General features: G+C 42.8%; 15 protein-coding genes and 1 tRNA gene. 6 read left to right on the top strand and 10 right to left on the bottom strand.

The window, feature by feature from the left end; all coding sequences use genetic code 11:
• Positions 1 to 29 precede the first annotated feature (29 nt).
• From AB1A65_RS09040 to AB1A65_RS09010, 7 genes are all read right to left on the bottom strand, one after another.
• Positions 30 to 422: a hypothetical protein gene (locus tag AB1A65_RS09040; RefSeq protein WP_366588041.1), complete on the bottom strand. Its 393-nt coding sequence runs from the start codon at positions 420 to 422 to the stop codon at positions 30 to 32.
• Between the two features lie 204 nt (positions 423 to 626).
• On the bottom strand, positions 627 to 1,649 hold the full coding sequence (gene mobB, locus AB1A65_RS09035; RefSeq protein ID WP_366588039.1) for a MobB family relaxase: 1,023 nt from the start codon (positions 1,647 to 1,649) through the stop codon (positions 627 to 629).
• Between the two features lie 6 nt (positions 1,650 to 1,655).
• Positions 1,656 to 2,240 carry a BfmA/BtgA family mobilization protein gene (locus AB1A65_RS09030; protein ID WP_366588036.1) on the bottom strand — a complete coding sequence of 195 codons (585 nt, stop codon included), beginning with the start codon at positions 2,238 to 2,240 and terminating at the stop codon, positions 1,656 to 1,658.
• A gap of 262 nt (positions 2,241 to 2,502) precedes the next feature.
• Entirely contained in the window at positions 2,503 to 3,738 is a 1,236-nt protein-coding gene (locus AB1A65_RS09025) for a site-specific integrase (RefSeq protein ID WP_366588034.1), read from the bottom strand.
• 217 nt (positions 3,739 to 3,955) lie between these two features.
• Positions 3,956 to 4,029 (bottom strand) — tRNA-Pro (locus AB1A65_RS09020).
• A gap of 225 nt (positions 4,030 to 4,254) precedes the next feature.
• Positions 4,255 to 4,551 carry a hypothetical protein gene (locus AB1A65_RS09015; RefSeq protein WP_366588032.1) on the bottom strand — a complete coding sequence of 99 codons (297 nt, stop codon included), beginning with the start codon at positions 4,549 to 4,551 and terminating at the stop codon, positions 4,255 to 4,257.
• 207 nt (positions 4,552 to 4,758) lie between these two features.
• Positions 4,759 to 12,852 (bottom strand): T9SS type B sorting domain-containing protein, encoded by an 8,094-nt coding sequence (locus AB1A65_RS09010; RefSeq protein WP_366588029.1) that lies wholly within the window; start codon positions 12,850 to 12,852, stop codon positions 4,759 to 4,761.
• On the opposite strand from AB1A65_RS09010, the gene AB1A65_RS09005 reads away from it, so the two are divergent.
• Entirely contained in the window at positions 12,845 to 13,060 is a 216-nt protein-coding gene (locus tag AB1A65_RS09005) for a hypothetical protein (RefSeq protein WP_366588027.1), read from the top strand. The two genes, AB1A65_RS09010 and AB1A65_RS09005, sit on opposite strands and share 8 nt — an antisense overlap.
• 164 nt (positions 13,061 to 13,224) lie before the next feature.
• A complete protein-coding gene (locus AB1A65_RS09000) occupies positions 13,225 to 14,343 on the top strand; it encodes a PQQ-dependent sugar dehydrogenase (RefSeq protein WP_366588025.1) in 1,119 nt (372 codons plus the stop codon).
• 3 nt (positions 14,344 to 14,346) lie between these two features.
• Here AB1A65_RS09000 and murQ read toward each other — a convergent pair whose 3' ends face one another.
• Both murQ and AB1A65_RS08990 read right to left on the bottom strand, forming a co-directional pair.
• Positions 14,347 to 15,156 carry an N-acetylmuramic acid 6-phosphate etherase gene (gene murQ, locus AB1A65_RS08995; protein ID WP_366588023.1) on the bottom strand — a complete coding sequence of 270 codons (810 nt, stop codon included), beginning with the start codon at positions 15,154 to 15,156 and terminating at the stop codon, positions 14,347 to 14,349.
• A gap of 5 nt (positions 15,157 to 15,161) precedes the next feature.
• Positions 15,162 to 15,911, bottom strand: a complete 750-nt coding sequence (locus AB1A65_RS08990; RefSeq protein WP_366588021.1) for a DeoR/GlpR family DNA-binding transcription regulator — start codon at positions 15,909 to 15,911, stop codon at positions 15,162 to 15,164.
• Positions 15,912 to 16,096: 185 nt separating this feature from the next.
• On the opposite strand from AB1A65_RS08990, the gene nagB reads away from it, so the two are divergent.
• A complete protein-coding gene (gene nagB, locus AB1A65_RS08985) occupies positions 16,097 to 18,028 on the top strand; it encodes a glucosamine-6-phosphate deaminase (protein WP_366588019.1) in 1,932 nt (643 codons plus the stop codon).
• A 36-nt stretch (positions 18,029 to 18,064) separates the two neighbouring features.
• Here the strand turns inward: nagB and AB1A65_RS08980 are convergent, their stop codons facing one another.
• Complete coding sequence (locus tag AB1A65_RS08980) at positions 18,065 to 18,811, bottom strand: DeoR/GlpR family DNA-binding transcription regulator (protein ID WP_366588017.1); 747 nt, start codon at positions 18,809 to 18,811, stop codon at positions 18,065 to 18,067.
• A gap of 197 nt (positions 18,812 to 19,008) precedes the next feature.
• Between AB1A65_RS08980 and AB1A65_RS08975 the strand changes: the two genes are divergently transcribed.
• The 3 genes from AB1A65_RS08975 (at position 19,009) to AB1A65_RS08965 (ending at position 24,894) form a co-directional block, all read left to right on the top strand.
• Entirely contained in the window at positions 19,009 to 21,972 is a 2,964-nt protein-coding gene (locus AB1A65_RS08975) for a SusC/RagA family TonB-linked outer membrane protein (protein ID WP_366588015.1), read from the top strand.
• A 16-nt stretch (positions 21,973 to 21,988) separates the two neighbouring features.
• Positions 21,989 to 23,320: a hypothetical protein gene (locus tag AB1A65_RS08970; RefSeq protein WP_366588013.1), complete on the top strand. Its 1,332-nt coding sequence runs from the start codon at positions 21,989 to 21,991 to the stop codon at positions 23,318 to 23,320.
• Positions 23,321 to 23,409: 89 nt separating this feature from the next.
• Positions 23,410 to 24,894 (top strand): family 10 glycosylhydrolase, encoded by a 1,485-nt coding sequence (locus tag AB1A65_RS08965; protein WP_366588011.1) that lies wholly within the window; start codon positions 23,410 to 23,412, stop codon positions 24,892 to 24,894.
• The last annotated feature ends 2 nt before the right edge of the window (positions 24,895 to 24,896 follow it).

Here is a 24,896-nt window from a genome sequence, read left to right as displayed (position 1 = left end):
GGTGTCGGGAACATTCAATCGATGTTAAATCAAATACGAAAAGTCTGGTCCAGGACTTGCACGTCCCGTATCAAAGGAGGTGGATTGTATTCACTAAAGGAACTGGATCCTTCAGGATCAATCTCAAAAACTTGAAAATAGGTTCGGACAAAGCTTACCAAAAAGACTTGTTGGTCCAAATCAAACTTCTCAAAGGAGATTTTTAGGTCTTCTTGACCTTGAACGGTGAACGATTCATCATCACAACAGGATTTTTCCATTTCCTTATCCATGTCCATTCCGCAATCATCGGCATGGGCAAAAAGGGAAATATCCATCACCCGGCCCATGCAAATGTGCTTGTCCACTGTCCATGAAACTGTCGAGGCCAAGACCAAAAAGGCCATTACAGATGATAGTATTTGGTGAAGAATCTGCTTCATTTGGCTACAAAATTACAAAATATCAACATACTTATCGTTTATAAGCACATTTATATCAATTTCCCTCGAAACAGAGCAGTTTCAAAAATCTGCCCCCAAATCTTACCCCCAACTTTTGCGCATGGATCCTGTCGGGTTTTTGTAGCGTTCCGGTAGATAAACGTAAAGCAAAAACCCGATAGGGCGCAACCTACTTTTTGGATTTCAGTAACCCATATCCTCTCCCGCTCCCCTTGCCTTATCAATGCCCCTTCCAAGTGCTTTGATAATCTTGGCTGCCATCTGTACTTTATTGGTCGGGATACTGGGAGTTTTGATTCCCATCGTCTTAAGTAGTTTAAAGGCCATGTCCTTTTCCTTGGTGGGCAGTCCCATTACCTTGGCAAAGAACTTCCCCGGTTCCTTGGCATGGGCCTTTCTTCCAACATAGGATTCCACATAGTTCCTTTTGAAACCCGTTTTTTTATCAAAAGTCTTTTCGGCTGCTTGGTAAAAACTGTCCCGATCAAAACCCCTTTTTACCATCTTTCCGTTCAGTTCAACTTCGGATGCCTTGTGCTTGGCCATTGGGGAAAGGGTATAGTTGTTCGTTACGTCCCTTCTGCTGACTATGATATGGATATGGGTCTGTGGTCCTTCTTTTTGCATCCCTGCGGCCACCAATTGTCCGTTTTGTTTGTGCGGAGCCAATCTTTCTTGTGCTTTGATTCTTTTTTCAAGCTCATTGATATTACCGATGGATTCGCCACGTTCCACTTTCCGTATCTCGTTCCTGAGCCTTGCTATCTCGCCTCGGTAGGGTGCATTCTCCTGAACCTGTTTGTCAAAGCCCCGATAGGTGCGTTCATGCTCTATCTTGGCGTAATATTTCAGGTTTTCGGCCTTGACCTCTTGGTTGCGATGGAAACTCTTGGCATAGTCCTCCATGAGTTTCCTAGTATATTCCTTTAGGATGTTTGGATCATTTCCAATGGCCTTCAATTCCCTCTGGTTGGGACTGACCACTATGGAATAGAATTTCGGGTCTTTCTGTCTCAGTTTGGCCGTATTGGCATCTATTTCATCAATGACCGTTTGAGGGCTTACACTGTCGTTATCTTGGTCAAAGAATTCCTCCCTTTGCTCGGGCAACCTATCCTCGTTTTCCTTTTCCAGATAGTCCACATAGTTCCCTACACTGGAGTTGTAGGTACTGCCCATTTTCTGTGCTGAGATGGTAAGGTACATGGAGCGTTATTTTAATTGATGTTTCAGGCTTTCAAAATCCCCTATACCCATATTGATTTTCAGATAGGGCTTTCCCATCATTGGCTCAACCTTCTCCACATTTTGGAGCATTTCATTGCAACTCTTCTTATAGTTTCCAAATTCTTGCAGTATTCTGTCGTGCTCAACTTTTGGAACGGTATTTCTAGGCTCCAAAAAATCCATTCGCTCTTCCTGTATCTGGACAGGTTCCCGTTTCGGTCTCTTTCCATCCTTTACATAGGCCTCATAAAGTATCAACATCATTTCATAGGTGGGCCTGATACTGGTCTTCTCCATGTTCTTGATAATGGCGATGAGCCTATCGAATTTTTTCATCATCTGACGCTCCAATTTTTTGATACTGTCAAGGATGATCTTTGTGCCATCTCCAAAAGGGTCAAGGTTATTCTCCTTGAAGTACTGTATCATTCCATCCAACACTTTGCTATGGGACTTGTTGAAGCTTTTGGAATAGCTGCGAAAACGTGCGGCCGTTTCTTTCTTTACGGTGATATTGGAATAACCACCTGTTCCTTTCTTTGTTCTACCGTTTGGAGCTTGCTTTTCCATAGGTGCGATTTTGTTTTTTAGTGAAATTGCGTCAATTTTTTCGTCAAAAATTTCCAGTGTTTATAGGGCTTCCCAAAGGGTTTACTGTAGATTTCGGAAAAGTCTACTGTATGCCCTGATTTTGCACAATGTTTCAAAATCACTTCAATCAACTGGTTTTCAAATTGTTGAAGACCCGAAAACAACCGTGATGACGCAATTTGCGCATCACCCTCTTGCTATTCCTTCGTCCCGCAAGCGGGACCGAATAAATACACCCTTATCATCCTTCGGCTGCTTTTTTGGTCTGCATATGTTCTATAAGGTTTTGCATGTCCTCCCCTATCTTATGCTCCAGAACCCTTGCATAGATTTGGGTAGTGGACAGTTTGGTATGGCCGAGCATTTTGGAGACGGTTTCTATCGGGACTCCATTTGAAAGGGTTACCGTAGTTGCAAAAGTGTGCCTGGCTGAATGAAAGGATATGGTTTTGTATATACCACAGGCCTTGGCAATCTCTTTTAGATATTTGTTTGTCTTTTGATTGGAGAGCACAGGTAGTATTTTTGTATCGGTCTCTGGACTGTCCCAATACTTTTCAATGATTTCTTTTGCTTTGGGCAATAAAGGCAGTTTCACACTTTGCGATGTTTTTTCCCTTTTGGTATAGATCCATTGGTTTCCATCAATACCCAAAACCAGTTGATTCTTTTCAAGTTCCCGGACATCGATATAGGATAGCCCAGTATAACAGGCGAAAAGGAAAGCATCCTTGACCTTTTCATACCCTGCTCCAGTGAAGTCCGTTTCCTCAATTCGCTTAAGTTCTCTTTCCGTTAGGTAACTTCGTTCAGTTTTATGAAACCTGAGCCTATAGTTAATGAAAGGGTCTTTGTCCAACCATTCCAACTTGACGCCCAGCTTGACCATTTTCATTAATCGCTCCAAGTGTTTCATGGCCCCATTATTGGTACATTTCTTTCCCTTTTGGAGTTGTGGGCCGTTCAATAGATAGTGTTCAAAATCGGTTATGAACTTATAGTTCAATTGTTTCAATCGGATGTCGGGGAGTTTGTATTTGGATTCCAAAAAACGAAGTAGATACTTTTTAGTCCCATAATAGTTCTTCATAGTTCCGGGACGGAGTACACTCTTTTGCGTTTTGTTATGATACTCTATAAGTTCAAGTAGGGTATTATGTTGCTCGTCCTGCCCTAGATAACGGGCTTTAATGGCTTGGGCCGTGATTACCTTTTCTTCCCGCAATAATATCTTGTGGGTATCCATGATTGCACCATAAACCTCATCAAGATAGCTGTTCAATAAACGGGCCTTATGTGTCAGACCATGGAGCCTTCCCTTATTTTCACCCCATTCATTCACCGAGGTATAACGTTTCAAACTGATTTCCGCCCTCTTCCCATTGACGGTGATGCGGGCATAAATGGTCAATTTTTGGGGATTATTTGAAATGTCCCGAGTGAAGAGAAGTACTTTTAAAGTGTTGGAATTGCGCATAATACAAAACTTTTGGGTTTGACAAAACAGGTTTGCAAAACACCCATGAACAGCGTCAAACGCTATCTAAATTATGCACAATGAACGTACCGAACCATTCACCGAACTCTACACCTTTTATATGGTTTTAAATGAATTCAATTGAATGCAATAAAAACAAAAAGCACTGTCAATCAGTCAGTTGACAGTGCTTTGATACCACCTATTTAGTGGTTCGTCGGGATGACTGGATTCGAACCAGCGACCACACGCACCCCATGCGTGTACGCTACCAGACTGCGCCACATCCCGTGTTTGACCTTCGGTCAACGATTTTCAATAAACAATACCCAATTTCCAAAACGTCCACTGCTTTAAGCAGTATGATCACCAGACAGAACTCATGATTGTCGGTATCCTGATTATAGTTCAAAGGACACGTCCCGAAAACGGATTGCAAAAATATAAATTTTAGTAAAACTATATCCCCATTTTCAATAAATATGAATGTTGGAGATAAAAAGTGTAGCTGCTTTTCTAGACCCCTAAAAGGAACTCCCTGATTTCCATACAGAACGCTTCCCTTGCCTCTGCCGAATCATAAGATGGATTCAATAAAAAATAGCTGATAGTTTGGTCTTGACAAAATTCATCTATGTCACCACCTTTCCACAAGCGATAGCTCATCAGCAATATGTTATAATCTATCTTATAGGGTTTATGTAACTCACCATAGGCGTTTAGAAAAAGGTTCAATTGAAAAATGGAGTAGTCTAAATTTTCATATTCATGTGCCAAAAAAGAGGTAGTGTTCGTAGGTTTAGTGTTATCCATTAAGTTAGTTCGTTAGCGATTTGGTAATAATCCGTTTTTTTGAAACCTCCACAGAAATTGATGTATTGCTGAGCCTCACCTGGTTCATGTTCAATTTCAGTGTTAAGCAATTGACTTGTCATTCAAAATCCATAATGGTAGAAGACCAAGGATTTCAAACCAAAAAATATGCTGTTCGTAAATATAGAAAAAATGTCCTAAAAACGATTATCGATACAGTGTAAAGTGGCCTACATATCGTTGCTTTTCACGATCGTTGGCATTTACCACATACCAGTAATCACCAGTTGGCAATGGACTTCCTTCATAGGTTCCATCCCATTTTTTAACTTGATCTAAACGAGCGACCACCCTTCCATATCGGTCATAAATGATGACATCGATATCTGGGAAGAATTCGCGGTTACCTGGGTACCAATAATCATTTAGGTTATCACCGTCCGGAGTGAAGAAATCCGGCATTTCTGGCATTCCTTCAAAATTAAACGGCATGACCAAATTGGCGACACATCCATTTTGGTCTCGTACCATGATATTGATGTTGGCATCTACATTGATGTTGAATGTATTGGTTTCTCCAAAGGATTCTCCTTGGAAGAAATATTCGTACCCTCCGAAGCCTCCGGTGGCTATAGCAGTGACCTCGTTAGGTCCGGTCTTCATCGCTTCAAGCGTCAATGGTTCATAAGCATCAATCTCAAATTCAACAAAAGTGACACAACCGTTCTCATGATAGATGTACACGGTATGTTCACCTGCTGGAAGGTCACCAAATGTGCGTTGCTCCGTAGCCATTCCAACATCCTCCACATCCAATGAGAACAATAACTGCGGTATCAGTGATTCATCTGTAATTGAAATTGTCGTAGTGCTGTTGGGGAATATTCCTTCACATCCATATTGTACAATAGGTTCGGCCATAAGTTCAATCCCAACACCAATTTCTGCAACAACATTGGTCTGACAACCATTGGCATCCCTAATAAAAATCACATAGGTTTCCCCACCTTGAAGGTTATCGAAGAACATGGTGTCGTTTTGCACAAAATCAGCGTCGTCAGCAGAATTCACACTAGTGTAGTACGGTGCTGTACCTCCTGATACATTTAAGGTAAGCGTACCGTCACCATCTCCCAAACAAACCTCGGGCGTTGTGGATGCTATTCCAGCCACCAATTCCATCGGTTGGGTAATCTCAACAGTTCTGGTTATGGTACATCCCAAATCATCTTGAATAATGATATCATAAGTTCTGGGCGACAAATTGTTGAATGTTTTTCGATTTGGATTAGCGGGGTCATCGCCTTCAAAGAACTCACTCAAAGTATCAGAAATGGAATATCTAATAGCACCTGTTCCGCCACTGGCCTCAATAATAATCTGTCCGTTAGTATCTCCTGCGCACATTACGGGAACAGCTTCTAGATATTCCAAAACCAAAGGTGGTTTGGGTTCAATGATAATAGGGTCTGAAATGGCTTCACACCCTCCACTCTGGGCATACACATAATAGGTTCCTGGGTTTAGTTCACGGAAAATTCCCGAGCCTTGTGCCGGACGAACTATGTTTGCTGGGTTCAGTGGTAACACATCAGAACTTACCAAGGTATACACATAGCTTCCTATTCCACCAAAGGCTTCCGAGCGAATAATTCCAGTGGCTTCACCGGCACAGTTGATGGTAGCATTGGTCAAATCCAGAGCAATGACCAAAGGTGCTGCGGGGTCCAACGAAATTTGATTGGAACGCTCGTACGGACATCCATTTGAATTTTGAACGTCATACTGGAATGGTCCGGGGTCCAAAGTAATGTCCGCCGCAATCTCAACGCTGCTCATACCAGCTCCAAATGGTATAAAAGGGTCTGAAGTTCCTGATCTACGATAAAAATAGTCCACACCGGGTTCTGGATTGGTTACTGTGAGCTCCATTCTACCTAAATCACCGCATCCAGGGGGTTGCAACTCCCTTAATTCAGCTACCACAATCTCAGGATCTTGAACCGTAATAGGGATTGTTGTAAAACTACAGTTCCATCCATCAAAAATAGTGATGGTGTAATCTCCTGCAGAAAGGTTGGCAAATGTTGGGGTGGTTTGAAGTCCACTATTAGTGCCACCTGTAATCCGGTTCAATTGGAACAGGTAGTTGCCTGGACCTTGTCCACCTGCCATGTTATAGGCCTCAATTATTCCATTGTTGTCGTTATTACAAGCCAAAGGCTGTACTACTCGAATATCCGCCGTAATTGGAGTTGGCAATGGTAAGTTGATTGTGTTGGTAGCTTCACAACCTTGAATATCCCTCACGTTTACGGTGTACGTTCCTGTGGAAAGATTTTCAAAAATTGGGTTCGTATTGGGGTAATCCACCAATACTGTACTGCCATCAGGGGCAATCAATTGGTATTCATATGTGCCCCAACCACCATCTCCAGTTACTGTAATTTCACCAAATCCTGGCACGTTACAGGTCACTGGAGAGGTTTGGATGGCATCAATCGTCAATTCCCTATCTGGTGAGCGAACTGTGGTCACATTACTGACCACATCACAGAATGGGGAATCCAATGCTTCTATATGTACTACGAGGTTACCTGCTGGCAAACCTGTAATGATCTCTGGAGAATTTATTGGTGCGTTGGTATCAAAACTACCGGTTACACCAGTTGTTGTTTCAACACCGCTATTATCCCTAGAGAACACTTCGTAATTGTACGTACCGCTATAATTGTTGATTTGCAAGCTGATTTCCCCATCATTCCCATTGAAACAGGTTACAGGCTGCACTTCGGCAATCAAGGCCTCAATCGTATTGTATTCAGGCATATTGATGGTTGTGGTAAGGTACGAACAACCTCCATTGCCTACGTCCGTTACTGCAAAGATGTAATCCCCGGGAGTAGCAATATCCCAAGTTACGCGATCTGAGCCACCTGAACTTCTGGATGGTTCTGACCCCAAAGGCAGTATTTCAACTTCATAATCTCCAGGACCTTCATTTATTATGATATCAATGGTTCCGGGACTTACCCCAGTCCCTGAAGCATCACAGGTTATTTGGTTGACCGCATAGCTGAACGTAATATCTGTTGGCGTATTAATGGTCACTGTAGATGTTTCCTCACATCCATTTTGGTCACGGGCCGTTAAAATAATGGTCTGATTGGTTCCATTATCAATTACCTCAAAAGTATTGCTGGTCTGGAAGTTAGTGCCATCAAATTGAGGCGTTCCATCATTCATACTATAGGTATAAGGTCCTGTTCCCGTAGCAGTTCCCATGCCATCTCCATTATCATCAGTATAAATGGTTATGGTAGCCGTGCTGAACTGGTTGCTGGAAGGATTACAACTAAATTCCGTATTCACCGCATTGACTTGTAATGCAGTAGGTTCATCAATAACAATACCTCCCACTAGGTCCGTACATCCCCTATCGGAAACCACTTCCACTTGATAAGTATCTGGTGGTAAATCGTCGAAAACAGGAGAGCCCTGCGGTCCAGCAAAAATGGCTGAACTGCTATCATAGAGAATGTAGTTCAACGGTGTATCTGTATCGGTTCCAGGTTGGAGTTCCACAGAAATGGTTCCATTATCAGCACCATTACAGGTAACATCGCTGCTGGGTGTAGCCGTAATTACTGGGGTGTTTACGGTAGACACATTTACAATGGCTTCATCAGAACACAACGGGGTAGTGTTTGAATTTAAATCGGTCACCAAAATATTGTAATCTCCTGGCAATACGTTATTGAATACGTTGCTGTTTTGTGCTGGACCAATATTTGCCAAGGTACCTGCATCGCGCAGCTGATATTCAAAATTCCCACTACCTCCGGTAGTGTTTACCGTTATTGTTCCATCACCAGCGTTACATGTTGGCAATGAGGTAGCATCCGCACTAATGGCAAAAAAATCGAATACCTCAGCTGTGACCGTGTTGGTACATCCATTGCCATCACGCACTGTTATTACATAACTACCCGGATTCGGCACTGTAAAGGTCGTCCCCGTCTGGAAACCGCTTCCAATATCATACTGAAAAGTATTCTCAGGTTCTGGCCCCGATGTTAGCGGAGAAACCATGTGAATTTGATAACCACTGGTAGCCGTACACTGATTTACAACGTCTATGACAGGAGTGGGCACACCTGCTTCTTGGGTTACGTTCAATGTTGTTAAGGCAGTACACCCATTGGCATCTTGCACGTAAAAATCGTAGCTTGTTGGATAGGGCCCAGGGATTTCAAACGTGGTTTCCGTAGAAAATACGATTGGTGCTGGATCTCCTGTTGGTACATAGGCATAATTGTATGGGCCGCCACTTCCACCAAAACCTCTCACGGTAACCAAAGCACCTGCATTACAGGTCGCTTCAACAAAATTATCGATGGTAATGGATGGAGAACTAAAGCTAATAAAGACCAAAGTGCTTGAGCTACATCCTGTAGTATCATCACGTACAATGATTTGATAGTTAGCGGGAGCCAAGCCCGTGAAAGTTCCACTATACGGTATGGTTTGCCCTGTCAATGTTGTTGGACCAGATTCAGTTGCACCAGTATCCGTATTTTGAAGGGTAACGGTAAAGTTACCCGGGGCAGAAACCCCAGAAATATCATAATCTATGCTTCCGGTACCAGAAACATTACAAGAGGCTGAGGTAGCCGTAGCAGTAACCGTAACTGGGTTGATTGGACCTATCGGGTCAATTTCTTCTACATAGGTACAACCCAAGGCATCCCTTACCTCTACATAATAGGTAACACCGGGAATTACCTGACCCGTAAAATCATAGGTATCCCCTCCAGAAGTCGCTGGGTTGAAGGTAGGTTCACCAACCAACCTAAACTCGTAAGGAGCTGTTCCTCCTGTTGCTCTAACCCTATATGGGAAAGAAGTATCAGAACATAATCCTGGGTCGGCATCCAAGGGAATCAGATCTAAGGTGTTTTGGTCAATCACCACTTCATCGCGGTCCTCACAACCTGATGCATCCGTAGTGACAACCGTATAATTTCCAACGGGAAGATTTGGAAAGTTAACGGTGGTACTCATGGTTCCCAATGAGTTGGAAATTAAATTTCCGGCTACATCCAGAAGAACATAGTCAAAAGGCGCCACTCCATTATTAATAGTGGTTGAAATGGAACCATTTACAGCGCCAGCGGAGCAAACTGCATCCGTAGGGGTAGCAGTGGCATCCAATGGAGTACTTGCGGCAATGGTTACACTATATGGTGGACTCACACATCCCCTGCTATCCCGAATCACAAATCCGCCATGGGTTCCGGGTCCGTAACCAGAGAAAGTATTTTGGGCTCCAAATGTTGCTCCGTTATCATTACTGAACTCGTACGGAGGAACACCTTGCGTGGTATCTGCGGTCAAGGTTACAATTCCGCTGGTATTGTCGCCACATTGTGTGTCGGTAGCAACCGCTGAACCTGCAATCGTTTCAGGGGGAGAAATAGTTACAATGTTGGATTCTGTTACACAACCGCGACTGTCCGTAATCTGGAACTGAAAGGTTGTGTCCGAAATAATGGAGCCATCATTGGGTATACTGTACACAAATGAGTTCCCTGTAATGTTGTTGTTATCTGAAGTATAAGGTGCGCCATTGATACTTACTTCATATATATCGTAATTGCCTCCAGAGGTGTATCCATTGCTGATGTTCACCTGAATCTGTCCAGGAGGGCCGGCGCAATCCAATTCTTGAATGGTAGTGGCATTGGCAATTACCTGTGGCTCAATGGTTGCGGTAACGGTATCTCTACAATCATTGGCATCTACAACTTGAATGGTATAAGTTCCTGGTGTAAGCCCAGCAAAAGTATTGCTGGCACCCAAGGCACCACCGTTGATTCGATATTGATATGGGGCCAAGCCTCCTGAAGCATTCACCACCAAAGTGGCTGCACCAAAATTGTCATAACAAAAATCCGAAGCACCATTATCCAAGGTCAAAGTAGGAGCGTCCAATCGGGTGAGGGTAAAACTATCTGTAACAGTACATCCATTGGCGTCTGTAACACTTACTTGATAGGTGCCATCTTGGGAAAGATTGGAGAACGTACTTCCATTTTTAGGTCCTCTTGTGGAACCATCTGGTTGGGTCAGGGTATATCGGTTACCACCCCAACCTCCAACGGTATTGATGCGAACGGCTCCTATGTTTCCATTCTGACAACTCATTGCGGTCACATCCAAACTAGAAATTGCAAAAGTGGTTGATGGTTCTTCAATGACCAAAGTGGCCGTATCAGTACAATTGGTTTCTTCATCGGTCACGGAAATCACGTAGCTTCCGGCAGTCAGCCCAGTCAATGGAATGATACTGGCACTCTGTCCGGTTGAAACAGGACCACCATCAATACTATAGCTATACGTAGTATTAAATCCATCCACCAAAAAGCGACCCTCTCCATCTGAGTCACCCACACAGGTGACCACTCTGGTCTGCTGTGCTGCAACACCAATGGAACTAATATCGGTTATGGCATAATTTTCATTATACGAACAGCCTGCATTATCCGTAACTCTAAATGTATAAGTTCCCAATCCCAATCCACTGAAGGTATCGTTGTTACCATTGTTTATGGCACTGGCAGCTGGGGCAATAATTTCATACGTGTAGGGTCCTGTACCTCCGGTAACTGTCAAGCTCACTGAGGCGGTGGTTGTAATACAATCCAAGCTGGAAATGGCAAAATCCAAATTGGTGGGTTTATTCAAGGCATTGAAGACAATATCCGTAAGGGCTTCTACACATCCATTGGCGTCTCGAATCATTGGCGTATAGGTCCCGACACCCAAATTGGTGAAAACGGGGTTGGTACTGAATCCGGCTCCAACGCTATATTCATACGGAGCGGTACCTCCTGAAACTCCAGATATAGTGATTTGTCCTCCATTCTCATTGGCACAGCTGGGCGTGCTATCCGGAGTTGCCGTGGCTGTAATAGTTGAAGGTGTTCCAATAGTTGCCGTTTGAGGGGTTGTGGTACAAGTAAAAGAATCCTGCTCATAACGTAATACAATATCATAATTTCCAGGAGCCAAGTTGGAAAAGGTGTTGCTTATCTGGAAACTTGCACCATTGTTGATACTGTATTCAATCTCATACCCAAATCCATTAGTGACATTTATGGTTACTCTACCGTCATTGGCTCCACCACAATTGGCATCTTCTTCGGTGAAGTTGAAAATAGGCGGCGGAATATCTTGAACATCCACAGATGCACTGCGTTGGCATCCATTGGCATCCTCCACTAAAATAGAATAGGTTCCAGCAGAAGTTACCGTAAATGTTGTGGAACCGGTATAGGTGGAACCAAAAGGTCCTCCGTCCACACTAAAGCGGTACGGAGCTGTACCTCCAGATGTGGTCAAATTTACATCCACGGAAGTGGCTCCGCATCCAAAACTATCAGAGGCTGTTGCAGAAACGGCCAAAGGACTGATTCCATTTCCAATAACAATGGGATCACCATTGATATCTGTGGTAACGGTTTCGGAACAATTGTTGGTCTCCACACGAATGCTGTAAGTGCCTGGGCTAACATTGGCAAAGGTATAAGAGTCGGCTCCGTTTGGTCCGAAGGTATCCACGGTAACTCCATTTTTCACCAATCTATAGGTATAGAATCCCGGAACTCCGGAAACACTGACATCGATGCTACCCAATTGACTGCTACAAAGAATATCGTTTGCCGTTACATCCACATTAATATCCAAATCGTTAATGGTCACCACATTGGATGGGAATACACAGGCGGTTGCTGATACATTCTTCAATCGTACATATACTCTATAATTACCGGGAGCGGTGATATCAAAGAAAGGATCATCTTGGTAAGGTCCTGCAGCACTGTTTAAACTGTACTCATATCCTGCAGGGACATTGGTCACCTCTACCCTACCTGGATTTCCACAAATGATGTCTTCCTTAATTAATTGCGGGTTTAAGGGGTTCAGTGTTGACTTGAAGTAGTAATATTGCCCTGAATTTACACGTACCCTAAACTCTCCAGCAGTGGACAGATTGTAGGTTGCTTGGTCACCAACGGTGTTCCAAGTACAGGCTCCGTTAATTGTGGGGCAGTCATCTACCACTGTCGGCGCACAGGTATTGGGGTCCAACCTTTGCCATTGATAGCTGCTGCCAGATTGACTTAGGGTAATGGTTCTGATGTCACTTGTACCACAGAGAAAGAACTTGGCAAGTGTACTACCGTCGTTGGGGCAAACCACTTCTTCATTGGCCCCTTGAATAATGGTCATGAACATGCTGCTACTTGCAGCAAAGGATGTTTCTGGCCGAGCAGCTGAAACCTTATCGGAAGAAATCTCCGTTTTTTCTTCAGCTCGTGGTTCTGAAACTGTGGATACTATTCTGGCAAGTATCCGGTTGACCTCTGTTTTTGCTAATACCGTGGAACAAAATATGGATATGGACACCATCAACACGGCATATAGCAAATGCCTTGTTTTTTGAGGGAGCATAGGTTAAGTCTTGTTAGGGCAGAATATTTAGATTTGGGATCGTAATATTCTTACATTGTAATTTTCTATACTTATAAAATTCTCTTTATCTTCAACTCACTCGACTACCAAAAAGGAGCAGTTTATCTATAAAATCTATTACTTCAACGTAAAATTATGAAAAAAAGTGTGGTGTTTCAGTATTTTTTCGTTGTACTGCTCAGTACATCCTGCGCCCAATCCCCCGATAAAACCATAAATCTTCCCAAAACCATTGATTTTACTGCGGAATCTGTTATATCTGGTCTACAAAACCCTTGGGGCATGGTATTCCTTCCTGATGGCAGCATGTTGATAACGGAGAAAACAGGTGAACTAGTACATTATTCTTCCGGAAAAACTTCCAAAATCACTAATGCGCCCGATGTCTATGTACGTGGGCAAGGTGGGTTAATGGACATTGAACTACATCCCAAGTATACCGAAAATGGGTGGCTCTATCTATCCTACGCATCCTCAGAAGGAAATGGAAAAGGTGGCAACACGGCCATAATGCGGGCCAAACTGTCCAATAATAGACTGGTTCAAAAGCAATTGCTCTACAAAGCCGAACCCAACTCAACCCGAGGACAACATTTTGGTTCCCGATTGGAATTTGACAACGAAGGGTATCTCTACTTTTCAGTTGGTGAACGTGGAAACAGGGATGTGAACCCTCAGGATATTACCCGGGATGGTGGCAAGATATACCGAATCCATGATGATGGCCGCATTCCCAATGACAACCCTTTTGTTGGAAAATCTGGAGCAAAGACCGCTATTTACAGTTATGGACACCGCAATCCCCAAGGATTGACCAAACATCCTGAAACCGGCAAACTCTGGGAGCACGAGCATGGTCCTAGGGGTGGGGATGAAATCAATATCATCCAGAAAGGGAAAAATTACGGATGGCCAATCATTACCTATGGTATAAATTACAGTGGAACCAAGATTACCGATGAAACCTCTAGAGCGGGCATGGAACAACCTTTATACCAATGGACGCCCTCCATTGCTCCATCAGGAATGACCTTTGTGACTTCGGACAAATACCCCAAGTGGAAAGGAAACTTGTTGGTGGGTTCCTTATCATTTCAATATCTAGAGCGCCTCGAACTAAAAAACAACAAAGTCACCTACCGTGAAAAACTGTTGGATGGTATGGGCCGGGTCCGAAACGTGCGCCAAGGACCGGATGGGTATATATATGTAGGCATTGAGGGCAAGGGAATTTATAGACTCGTTCCCAAATAGGATTTATTTTAGGGCGTCAATGGCCTTTTTTACGGAACCATATTCCTTCAAGGCTTTTTCTGCATCGGTATAGCTTAATCCTAATTCCTCCATCAAATATCGGGTACCACGATCTACTAACTTGGTATTGCTCAGCTGCATGTTCACCATTTTATTGCCTTTTACCCTACCAATACGAATCATTAGGGCTGTGGAAATCATATTAAGCACCAATTTTTGGCTGGTACCGCTTTTCATTCGGGTACTGCCTGTTACAAATTCAGGGCCAACAATAATTTCTATGGGAATATCTGAACAGGTAGCCAGGGGCGATTCTGGATTGTTGGTGATTCCGGCGGTTAATATGCCATGCTTCTTCGCATCCTCAATACCTCCCAAAACATAAGGTGTGGTTCCCGAAGCGGCAATCCCCACAAGAACATCCTTAGAATTGATGTTATACTCCTGCAAATCCTTCCATGCCTGATGCACATCGTCTTCCGCAAACTCAACTGCCTTTCTAATGGCCTTATCTCCTCCTGCTATCAATCCAATAACCCTGTCATGGGGCATTCCATAGGTAGGTGGTATTTCCGAGGCATCTAAAATGCCCAGGCGGCCACTTGTACCCGCTCCAATATAGAAAAGCCTGCCTCCATCCAAAAAACGTTCTGCAGTGCAGTCCACAAGTTTGGTTACTTGAGGAATAACTCCGGCAACCGCTTCAGCTATCTTTTTATCCTCGTTATTGATGTTTTCCAAAATGGTCTGGGTGTCCATTTTCTCCAAATTCTCATAATTTGAAGGGGTCTCGGTTATTTTTGTATAATCCATTTGCATTACAGAAGATGAATCTCTTGATTTCTAAAAAGGTTTAATAGGTTGCTACTGGGGTCCAACTCTGTCACCATGGTGTTTATTGCGTTAATATCACAGGTTTTGTATCGATGTTGGGAATTAAGTTTTTCCGATATAGATAAAAGTACAGTTTTTTTGGATGCCCTTATTACCGCCTTTTTCACTTGAACAATGCCCCAGTCGAACTCGGTTAATCCATAGAGTGAATCAACATAACCAGTTCCAATAAAGCTATAATCCACCTTAATTTCGGACAATTGGTTTATGGTTCCGGCCCCAACTGCAATTTGGGAATCCAGCGAAATCTCCCCCCCAATGAAAACCGTTTTAACGTTTGGCTTGGACAAAAGCAACATGGCTACAGGCAAACTTATGGTGAAACAGGTCAACTTTAAACTTTCGGGTATTTGTCGCGTCAATTCCAAACAAGTGGTTCCCCCATCAATAAAAATCACACCTCCATCCTTTAACATTTTTACCGCCTTCTCTGCAATTTTCTGCTTTTTTTCCAATGCATAAATGTTGGCATTTGGAGCAGTGGAAGTTGTGAATCCTAGGGAAACTGCACCACCATGAACCTTCTTTAGCCTGTTTTCCTCATCTAGTTCCTTTACGTCCCTTCGCACGGTATCTATTGAAACATCCAACATTTCGGCAATATCGGTCAGCAGCACCTTATTGTGCAATGCCACTTCGTTCAAAATCATATGTTGTCGTTCCTCTTTCAGCATATAAGTGCAAAATTGACGCAAATATATAAAAATAATCAATGTGCCATTTTCTTCCGTTTTGAACTCCCAAAAATCAACAATATCATAAAAACAGCACTTTTTTGTAATAAAAACAGCAAAAAAAAGCAAAATATAAATTTCTTGCTTATATTTGCCGCGTCAAACGTTTTTAAATCATTCCATTTATGGTACAGTCATCAACACTGGATTACCCTTATGACGAGGAATCACGAAAATTTGAAAAAATAAATACCAAAATCTTTGAAAGTTCAGAAGAGGCCTCTTTATTGGTCGCCAATGAGATAGCGGGGTTAATTCGCAGTAGACAAGCTGACGGCAAAAATGTGGTGCTGGGCCTGGCTACAGGTTCAACACCCACCAAGGTTTACGATTATTTGGTACAATTTCATAAGAAAGATGGTCTGAGTTTTAAAAATGTGATCACTTTCAATTTAGATGAGTATTACCCTATGGAACCTGACTCCATTCACAGCTATGTCAGGTTCATGAATGAGCACCTCTTTGACCACATTGACATCAAAAGAAAGAATATCCATATTCCCGATGGGACATTGGACAAGGAAGATGTACGTGACTTTTGCGAAGCTTATGAAGAAAAAATAAATAAAGCAGGTGGAATAGATATTCAAGTATTGGGAATTGGCCGGACTGGGCATATAGGTTTCAATGAACCCGGTTCCTCTTTAAAAAGTAAAACCCGTTTGGTTCGTTTAGACAGAGTGACCCGCTTGGATGCTGCCAGTGATTTCTTTGGGCTGGAAAATGTGCCCAGCAAGGCCATTACCATGGGGGTTGGCACTATCATGGCCGCAAAAAAAATAATCTTGATGGCTTGGGGAGAGGGCAAGTCAAAAATAATCCAGCAGTCTGTGGAAGGAGAGATCAAAGAGAGTGTTCCCGCTACTTTTCTCCAACATCATGAAAACTGCGATTTTATCCTTGACACAGCCGCCGCATCTTCCCTAACGCGCGTTCAAACACCATGGCTGGTAAGCGAATGCGATTGGAATGACAAGTTGATAAAAAGAGCCACCCTGTGGCTTTCTGAAAAATTGGATAAGGCCATTTTAAAACTTACCAATGAACACTACAATGAATATGGTATGGGTAACCTGATTGCCGAAGTAGGTTCTGCAGAACACATCAACCTAAAAGTGTTCAACCAACTGCAAAGAACCATAACCGGATGGCCCGGTGGAAAACCCAACACGGATGACAGCCAACGCCCTGAACGAAATACCCCCTACCCCAAGCGGACTCTTATTTTCAGTCCGCACCCAGATGATGATGTCATATCCATGGGCGGAACTCTGCTGCGCTTAGTGGACCAAGGACACCAAGTACACGTAGCTTATCAAACCTCGGGAAATATTGCCGTTTTTGATGATGAGGTTATTCGTTTCTTGGATTTTGCTACAGACCTCCAACAAGAGGACCAAGAACTGGAGAAGAAACTTTTAGATGTAAGGGAGTTCTTGAAAACAAAGACTCCGGGACAAATAGACACTCCCGAAATCCAAAATATAAAAGGGTTGATACGAAAAGGAGAAGCCTTGGCCGCTTGCAGGTATTGTGGCGTGGATGAAAAAAATGCCCACTTCTTGAATCTACCTTTCTACGAAACCGGTGCGGTAAGGAAAAAGCCCCACTCCCGTGAAGATGTAAAAATCACATACGATCTTTTAAATTCTATTAAACCCCATCAGATTTTTGCTGCAGGAGACCTATCGGACCCCCATGGAACACATAGGGTCTGTCTTCAGATCATATATGAGGCATTGGAGCAATTGGTAGCCGATGGTGCTGAGTGGTTGGACGACTGCTATGTTTGGCTTTACAGAGGGGCGTGGCAGGAATGGGATATTGCCGACATGGAAATGTCAGTACCCATTGGACCAATGGACATGGAGCGAAAGAAAAATGCCATTTTTAAGCACCAGTCCCAAAAAGACGCTGCCATGTTCCCCGGAAATGACGAGCGTGAGTTCTGGCAGAGAGCAGAGCAGAGAAATATGGAGACCGCTCATAAATACAACAACTTAGGCATGGCAGAATATGAGGCCATGGAAGGTTTTGTCCGTTATCATTTTAAGTAGTTTTGTTCAAAAAAAAGCCCCTGAAAAGGGGCTTTTTTATAGCAGTTCAATTTTTCCTCTGTAGGGTTCCAGGATTGGATCACTTTTATCCAATTCTGTAGCTAGAACATTAATGGAATCTATATCGCAAATCTTATAGCGCTGGGTTGAATTTATCTTTTCGGATATGGAAGGAACCACCACCTTTTTTGACGCCTTTATCATTGCTTTTTTCAGTTGTACCACTTCCCAATCAAACTCAGTAATTCCGTCAGTTGGATGCATGCTGTTGACCCCTAGGAAACAGACATCCACTTTTAGTTCAGATAAAAAGCCAATAGGTTTTCCTCCAATGGTTATCTGCGAATCCTTATTGACCTTTCCCCCAATGAATATGATTTCAATATTGGGTTTTGGAAGCAGTTGCATGGCAATAGGCAAACTAGGAGTAAAACAGGTTATCTTAAGATAGGGCGGAATCAACCTTGCAATTTCCAAATTTGTGGTTCCACCACTGAGCAACACCACTTGTCCCGCTTTTAAGATGGACACCGCCTTTTCTGCTATTTTTGACTTCTCCTCTAAGGAATAAATCTCCCGATTTACATAGTTATAATGATTGAAGCCCAAAGAAATGGCTCCACCATGAACACGTTTTAACTTGTTGTCATCGTGTAATTCCTTAATATCCCTACGAACTGTATCTGGTGAAACCTTTAAAAGTTCAGCGATATCCGTCAATAAAACCTTGTTATGAATCCGGACCTCGTTTAATATAACCTGATGGCGTTCTTCCTTTAACATGGGAGTCTTGTTTAGTCAAATGTACGTGTAACTCTTCAGTAAATAAATGCAAAAAATCGCTTCAATAAAAGAAATGATTATAAAAAATTGCAAAAAATTGCATCTTTTTCGATTATTTGCATATTTTTGATTACAACGGAACTAGTTCCATAAAATTCGACTAATCAAAATTCATTGCTAACTCAAAATTAAACTTTATGAATGGAAAAATTTTGCGCCAACTACTGCTTCTGGTGTGCATGGTAGTGAGTACCAGCGCATTTTCCCAAAGCCAGTTTACCTTCACTGGGACATTGACCGAAAACGGCAATGGTCTTCCAGTATCAGGAGCTTCAGTTTTTATTGCTGACACTTCTTTCGGTACCATTACCGATTTTGACGGAAATTACAGCTTTACGGCCACTTTACAGCCTGGAGCGTACACACTGACTTTTAGCTCATTGGGCTTTTCAACACAAGAAGTATCCATTGATGTTGGTGGCAGCTCCACCATTACCACAGATGCTGTCCTAAATGAAGACCTCCTGAGCTTGGATGAGGTTGTTATTACAGGTACAGGTGCGGGAGCCAACAAGAGAACACTGGGGAATGCTATTTCAACAGTAAAATCGGAAGATTTGGTGAATAACGGTGCCATTGCCGTAGACCAAGCCATTTCCGGTAAAATCACAGGTGCCCTCGTACAACAAAACTCAGGGGATCCTGCTGGGGGTATCAGTATCCGATTAAGGGGGCCAAGTACCGTTTTGGGAAATTCAGACCCACTCTATATTGTTGATGGGATTATTGTAAGTAATTCAAGTAACAGTAATGCCCTTGTGGACCTTGGAGGCAACTCCCAAAACCGTTTGGTAGACTTAAACCCTAACGACATTGAGCGCATCGAGGTCATCAAAGGTGCCGCCGCTGCCGCTATCTACGGGTCCCGTGCAAGTAACGGGGTAGTTCAGATTTTCACCAAAAGAGGCCGTACCGGCGACCCTAAATTCAATTTTTCAACCAATGTACGGGTCAACGAACTTAGAAAGGAAATTGACTACAACACCGTTCCATTGGCATGGGTAGACCCATTTGATCGTAACAATTTGGAAACTGTACCAGTTGAACGCTTCAACTATCAAGACAGTTTCTTTGAGACCGGTTTTGGTATCGAGAACAACCTTTCCGTTTCTGGCGGAAATGACAGAACTTCCTATTACATTTCTGGTTCCTTTCTTGACAATGAAGGAATCATCAAGAACACTGATTTTCAACGAGTAGGATTTAAAACAAATGTTACCCAAAAAGCCTGGGATTGGTTGGAAATCAATGCTGGTTTAAATTTCACGCGTAGCGTTAGCAATGATATTCCAAACGGGGGTATCAACGCTGCCTATGGTGCTATTACTGGCTTTGTGTTCAGTGAAAACTCTATAAATCCAAACCCCGATGAGTCAGGTGTTTATCCTGTAACCTCACTGCTCGTTCCACGAACAAATCCGTTGGAAGCTGTGGATCGTTTTGATTTTGGACAAAAAGTAAACCGTGTCATTACCAGTGTTGGACTTAATGCTGATATTACCAAGAACCTAAAGGCCAGTTACCTATTGGGCCTTGATTTTTACAATCAGTCGGCAACCGCATTTATTCCCATAAACAACACGTCACCAAATGGTGATGGATTTGCAAGAAGGGCAGATATAAACAACTTTCAATATAACAGTGACCTGAACCTCACCTACACTATCCCGATCAACGAGGACATCCAATCCACTACCACTTTGGGAGGTTCTTGGCAATATGAGGAATTTGACAGGGTTGGAATTGAGGCCGATGGTTTGGCTCCTGTTGTTGAAGTTGCGACCAATGGAAGTATTTTGGCCCAGGGTGAAACCCGCTCCCAAATATCCTATTGGGGTACCTTTTTACAGCAGTCTTTTAGCTATCGGGATAAACTTTATGTTAACGGAGCTGTACGCTTGGATGGTGCATCGACTTTTGGTGAAGATGAGCGGAACCAATTGTATGCCAAAGCAAGTGTTTCCTACGTAATATCTGAAGAGGATTTTTGGAGAGACACTTTTGGCGATGCCTTTAACACCCTTAAACTAAGAGGATCATGGGGACAAGCAGGTAACCTAACCGCTTTATCCGCATTCCAGAGGTTTACGGTTCTAAACCCATCATCAATCAATGGTTCTCCCAGTTTAATACCAAGTCAGCAACAAGGTGATTTAAATATTGCTCCAGAAAGACAGGAGGAAATTGAATTTGGTTTCGATGCAGGGTTATTGAACAATCGACTGGGTATTGAATTCACCTACTACAAGCAAGACGTTTCAGATTTATTGCTACCTCGTGAACTTGCCCCATCTGCTGGTTTTAATTCTAGAATTGAAAATGTTGGTGACTTGGAAAATAAAGGTATTGAACTCCTTTTAAGAGGTGCACCAATTAAAAGTGATGATTTTTCATGGGATGTTACCGCAACATTTTCAAAAAATGAAAATACAGTGACCAATGTAGCTGGGGGAGGCCAATTTGCTTTGGCCGGAAGCTTTGCTACAAACTATGTAATTGAAGGTGAGCCTCTAGGGGTGTTCTTCCGTCAATTTTACGCCCGTGATCCTGATGGTAGTATTTCTTTGGATGATAACGGATATCCTTTTGCTGGAACCAACGAGGATGGAACGGGATCAAAGGTTATTGGAGATCCCAACCCAGATTGGTTTGGGTCATTGATCAATGAGTTTTCCTATAAAAACTTTAAGCTGAGAGTACAATTGGACGCTGTACAAGGATTCGACATATTCAACTGGAACCGAAGACTACTGGACAATGTTATCTTCGGAGGTGGCTATAACGTAGGCCAAGAGCTTTTGGGTAATCGCCCCAAAGGATTTGGAGGTGCCCAAGCAGGTATTTTTGAAGAATTTGTTGAAGATGGCTCCTTTGTAAAGCTTAGGGAATTGGCACTAAGCTATAACTTTAAGCCACCATTTGATCATATCGACAATGTGCAGTTGAGCCTCGTCGGACGAAATCTTATTTCGTGGGACGACTATAGTGGATGGGACCCTGAAATAAACACACCCGGACAAAGTAACGGTGTGCGTGGATTCGATTTTGCCGGAGTACCCATTCCCAGAACCTACCAATTGGGAATCAATGTAAGTTTCTAAATCAAAAAAAAGTACAATGAAAAACTATATAAAACTATTTAGCGTTTGCATTTCACTTACTTTGGTATTGGTGTCCTGTGAAACGGATTTTGAAAATCCAAATGCAGCTACCCAAGACCAGGTATTTTCCTCAAGGGAAGGAATCTTTGCCGCAGCAGTAGGTATGCAACAACTTTATTCGGATACAGGTCTTCGATGGATTGTGGAGACCCCGGCCATCACAACACGTGAGGGAGGTATTACCACAACTTTTCAAAACATGATAGAATTGGAAGATGGAGGCTCTGTGCTGCCCAATTTCAATTCCAATGTGCAAGGATTATGGTCCTCAATGCTTAGAATCATGAAGATTGCTGAAGATATTGAGGCAAATGCCAATACCATTGAGTTGGAAGCCGGTACACAAAGTGCATTAATAGCGCATGCAAAACTGTTTAAGGCCATGGCTATTGGAAGTCTATCGCAAAATTATGAGCAAGTAATTGTTCAAACCAGCCCTGACAATGATGCGGCCTTCGTTTCAAGAATTGTTGGTTTTGAGACCGCGATCACACTGCTCAACGAAGCTGCAGCAGCAATAGCAGCCAATGCGCCCAGTTCAGAATTCATCAACGGAATTACTCTGGACAACATTGATTTGGAAAACACCATCGCGGCAATGACAGCCCGATATAATCTCTTTGCAGGGAATTACGATGCAGCAATTGCAGCAGCAAGCTCCGTTGACCAAAACGTTACTTCCGTTTTTGCTTACGATTCACAAAACCAAAACCCAATCTGGGCCCGAATCATCCAAAACGATGCCCCCAACTTTAAACCAAGGGACAATTTTGGACTTCCTGCAGAATTTGTATTCGACCCAGCAGACGGTAGATTGGCTTTTTATCTGATTCCGTTGGATGAAACCAACCAAAATGGATTACCTATTGAGGATGTTTCCGGCTTTTTCAATGAAATTACAGAGCCTATCCCGGTGTATTTGCCAGATGAGATGAACCTGATCATAGCAGAAGCTCAAATACGTCGTGGCTCACCAGATTTAGCCGCAGCTACTGACGCGCTCAACGAGGTATTGACCGATAACGATGATCCCTTTGATGTAAACGCAAACGTAGCGGCCTACTCTGGGCCAAATACTGCAGAGGCCTTACTGGATGAGATTTATAAGAATAGACGCGCAGAACTTTTCCTTACAGGGATGAGTTTGGAAGACAGCCGTAGGTTCGGCAGACCTCAACCCAGTGGTGCAGCCATGGACTATGACGAAGAACGCAATAGAAATTTCTATCCATATCCTGATTTGGAGCGAAACAGTAATCCAAATACACCTGATGATCCATCTATTTGATATGGTCATATTTTGAGTTTGTTTGTTAGTTTTAATTTATTTAAGCGAAAGGCCTACTTTTAAAATATGTAGGCCTTTTTTTCAACTCTATGAAAAAACTAGTATACTTATTTCTTTGCCTATCAATAACCAATTGTGCGGTGCACCATATTCCGGAGGAAGAATTTAGAGGGTTCTGGATAGCTACCGTAGTAAACATTGATTGGCCTAAAGACCCCACAGATATTACATCCAAAAAGAAAACGGATTTCATCCAGCTATTGGATTTTTATCAAGAAATGAATTTCAATGCTGCCATAGTCCAAGTACGGACAGCAGGGGATGCCTTTTACGAAACCGATTTGGCACCATGGTCCAGATACCTCACAGGAAAAGAAGGTAAAGCACCAGAGAATTTTGAGAATCCACTCCAATGGATGATCGAGGAGACCCATAAACGCGGCATGGAATTCCATGCATGGTTGAATCCGTATCGTGCCACATTTGATTTGGACACCTTGGCCCTTTCACCAAACCATGATTTTTACCAACACCCAGACTGGATGCTCAAGTACGGCAAAAAATACTATTACAATCCTGGATTGCCCGAGGTCCAAGAAAAGTTTGCCAAAATTGTGGAAGAACTGGTCGTGAATTATGAATTGGACGCCATTCATTTTGATGACTATTTCTATCCCTATAAAATAAAAGGAGAAGTATTTAAGGATTCATTGACGTTTCAAACCTATGGTTTGCCCAATCAGTCCTTGGAAGATTGGCGGCGCAGCAATGTAGATTCGCTTGTAAAAAATGTATACCAAACCATTAAGAAGAATAAACCATGGGTTCAGTTTGGCATCAGTCCATTTGGCGTCTGGAAAAACAAAAGTACCGACCCCGACGGCTCTGACACACGTGCCGGACAAACTACCTATGAAGATCTCTATGCTGACCCTGTGCTTTGGGTCAATGAAGGTTGGTTAGATTATTTGGCGCCCCAAGCCTATTGGAGTATGGACTATCCTCCTGCTTCCCACAAAGCTGTAGGTTCTTGGTGGGCCAATGCTACGCCAAATACGAATCTCTACATCGGAAATGGTACTTACAAAATCAAAAATAACAGTGACAAGGCTTGGAAAAAAAAGAAGGAGATCCCAAAACAGTTGACCTTTGCCAGAAACCAGAAAAACATTGATGGTAATATTTTTTTCAGTGCCAAATCGCTGATTGGTCAGCATGAGAAAGTGGTAAAAACCCTGAAAAAGAAATTTTATCCACTTCCTTCAAAAAACCCATCTACACTGAACAAAGTTTTAAGGGAAATACAACTTCCCGGAATCGAATCGGTTAAAAAACAAGACGAAGTAGTGGAGCTTTGTATCGCACATACTGATTCCATTCCCAGATTCCTGAATTACTATCAACTTAACGGTAACGAAAAACAACTCATTGGAAAGAACTATATTTCTGAAAGTCAAAATTCGGGTTGCTTTCAGCTCAAATTGACCAAAAAACAACGAAGAAATAAGGTGGTCATTTCCATATCCGATGCCTTTGGCAATGAAAGCGAATTGTTGCCTTTGAACTTAAAATAAAT

This window comes from Allomuricauda sp. ANG21, from assembly GCF_040705235.1.
Classification (GTDB): Bacteria; Bacteroidota; Bacteroidia; order Flavobacteriales; family Flavobacteriaceae; genus Flagellimonas; species Flagellimonas marina.
This window is presented reverse-complemented; position numbering and strand designations above follow the sequence as displayed.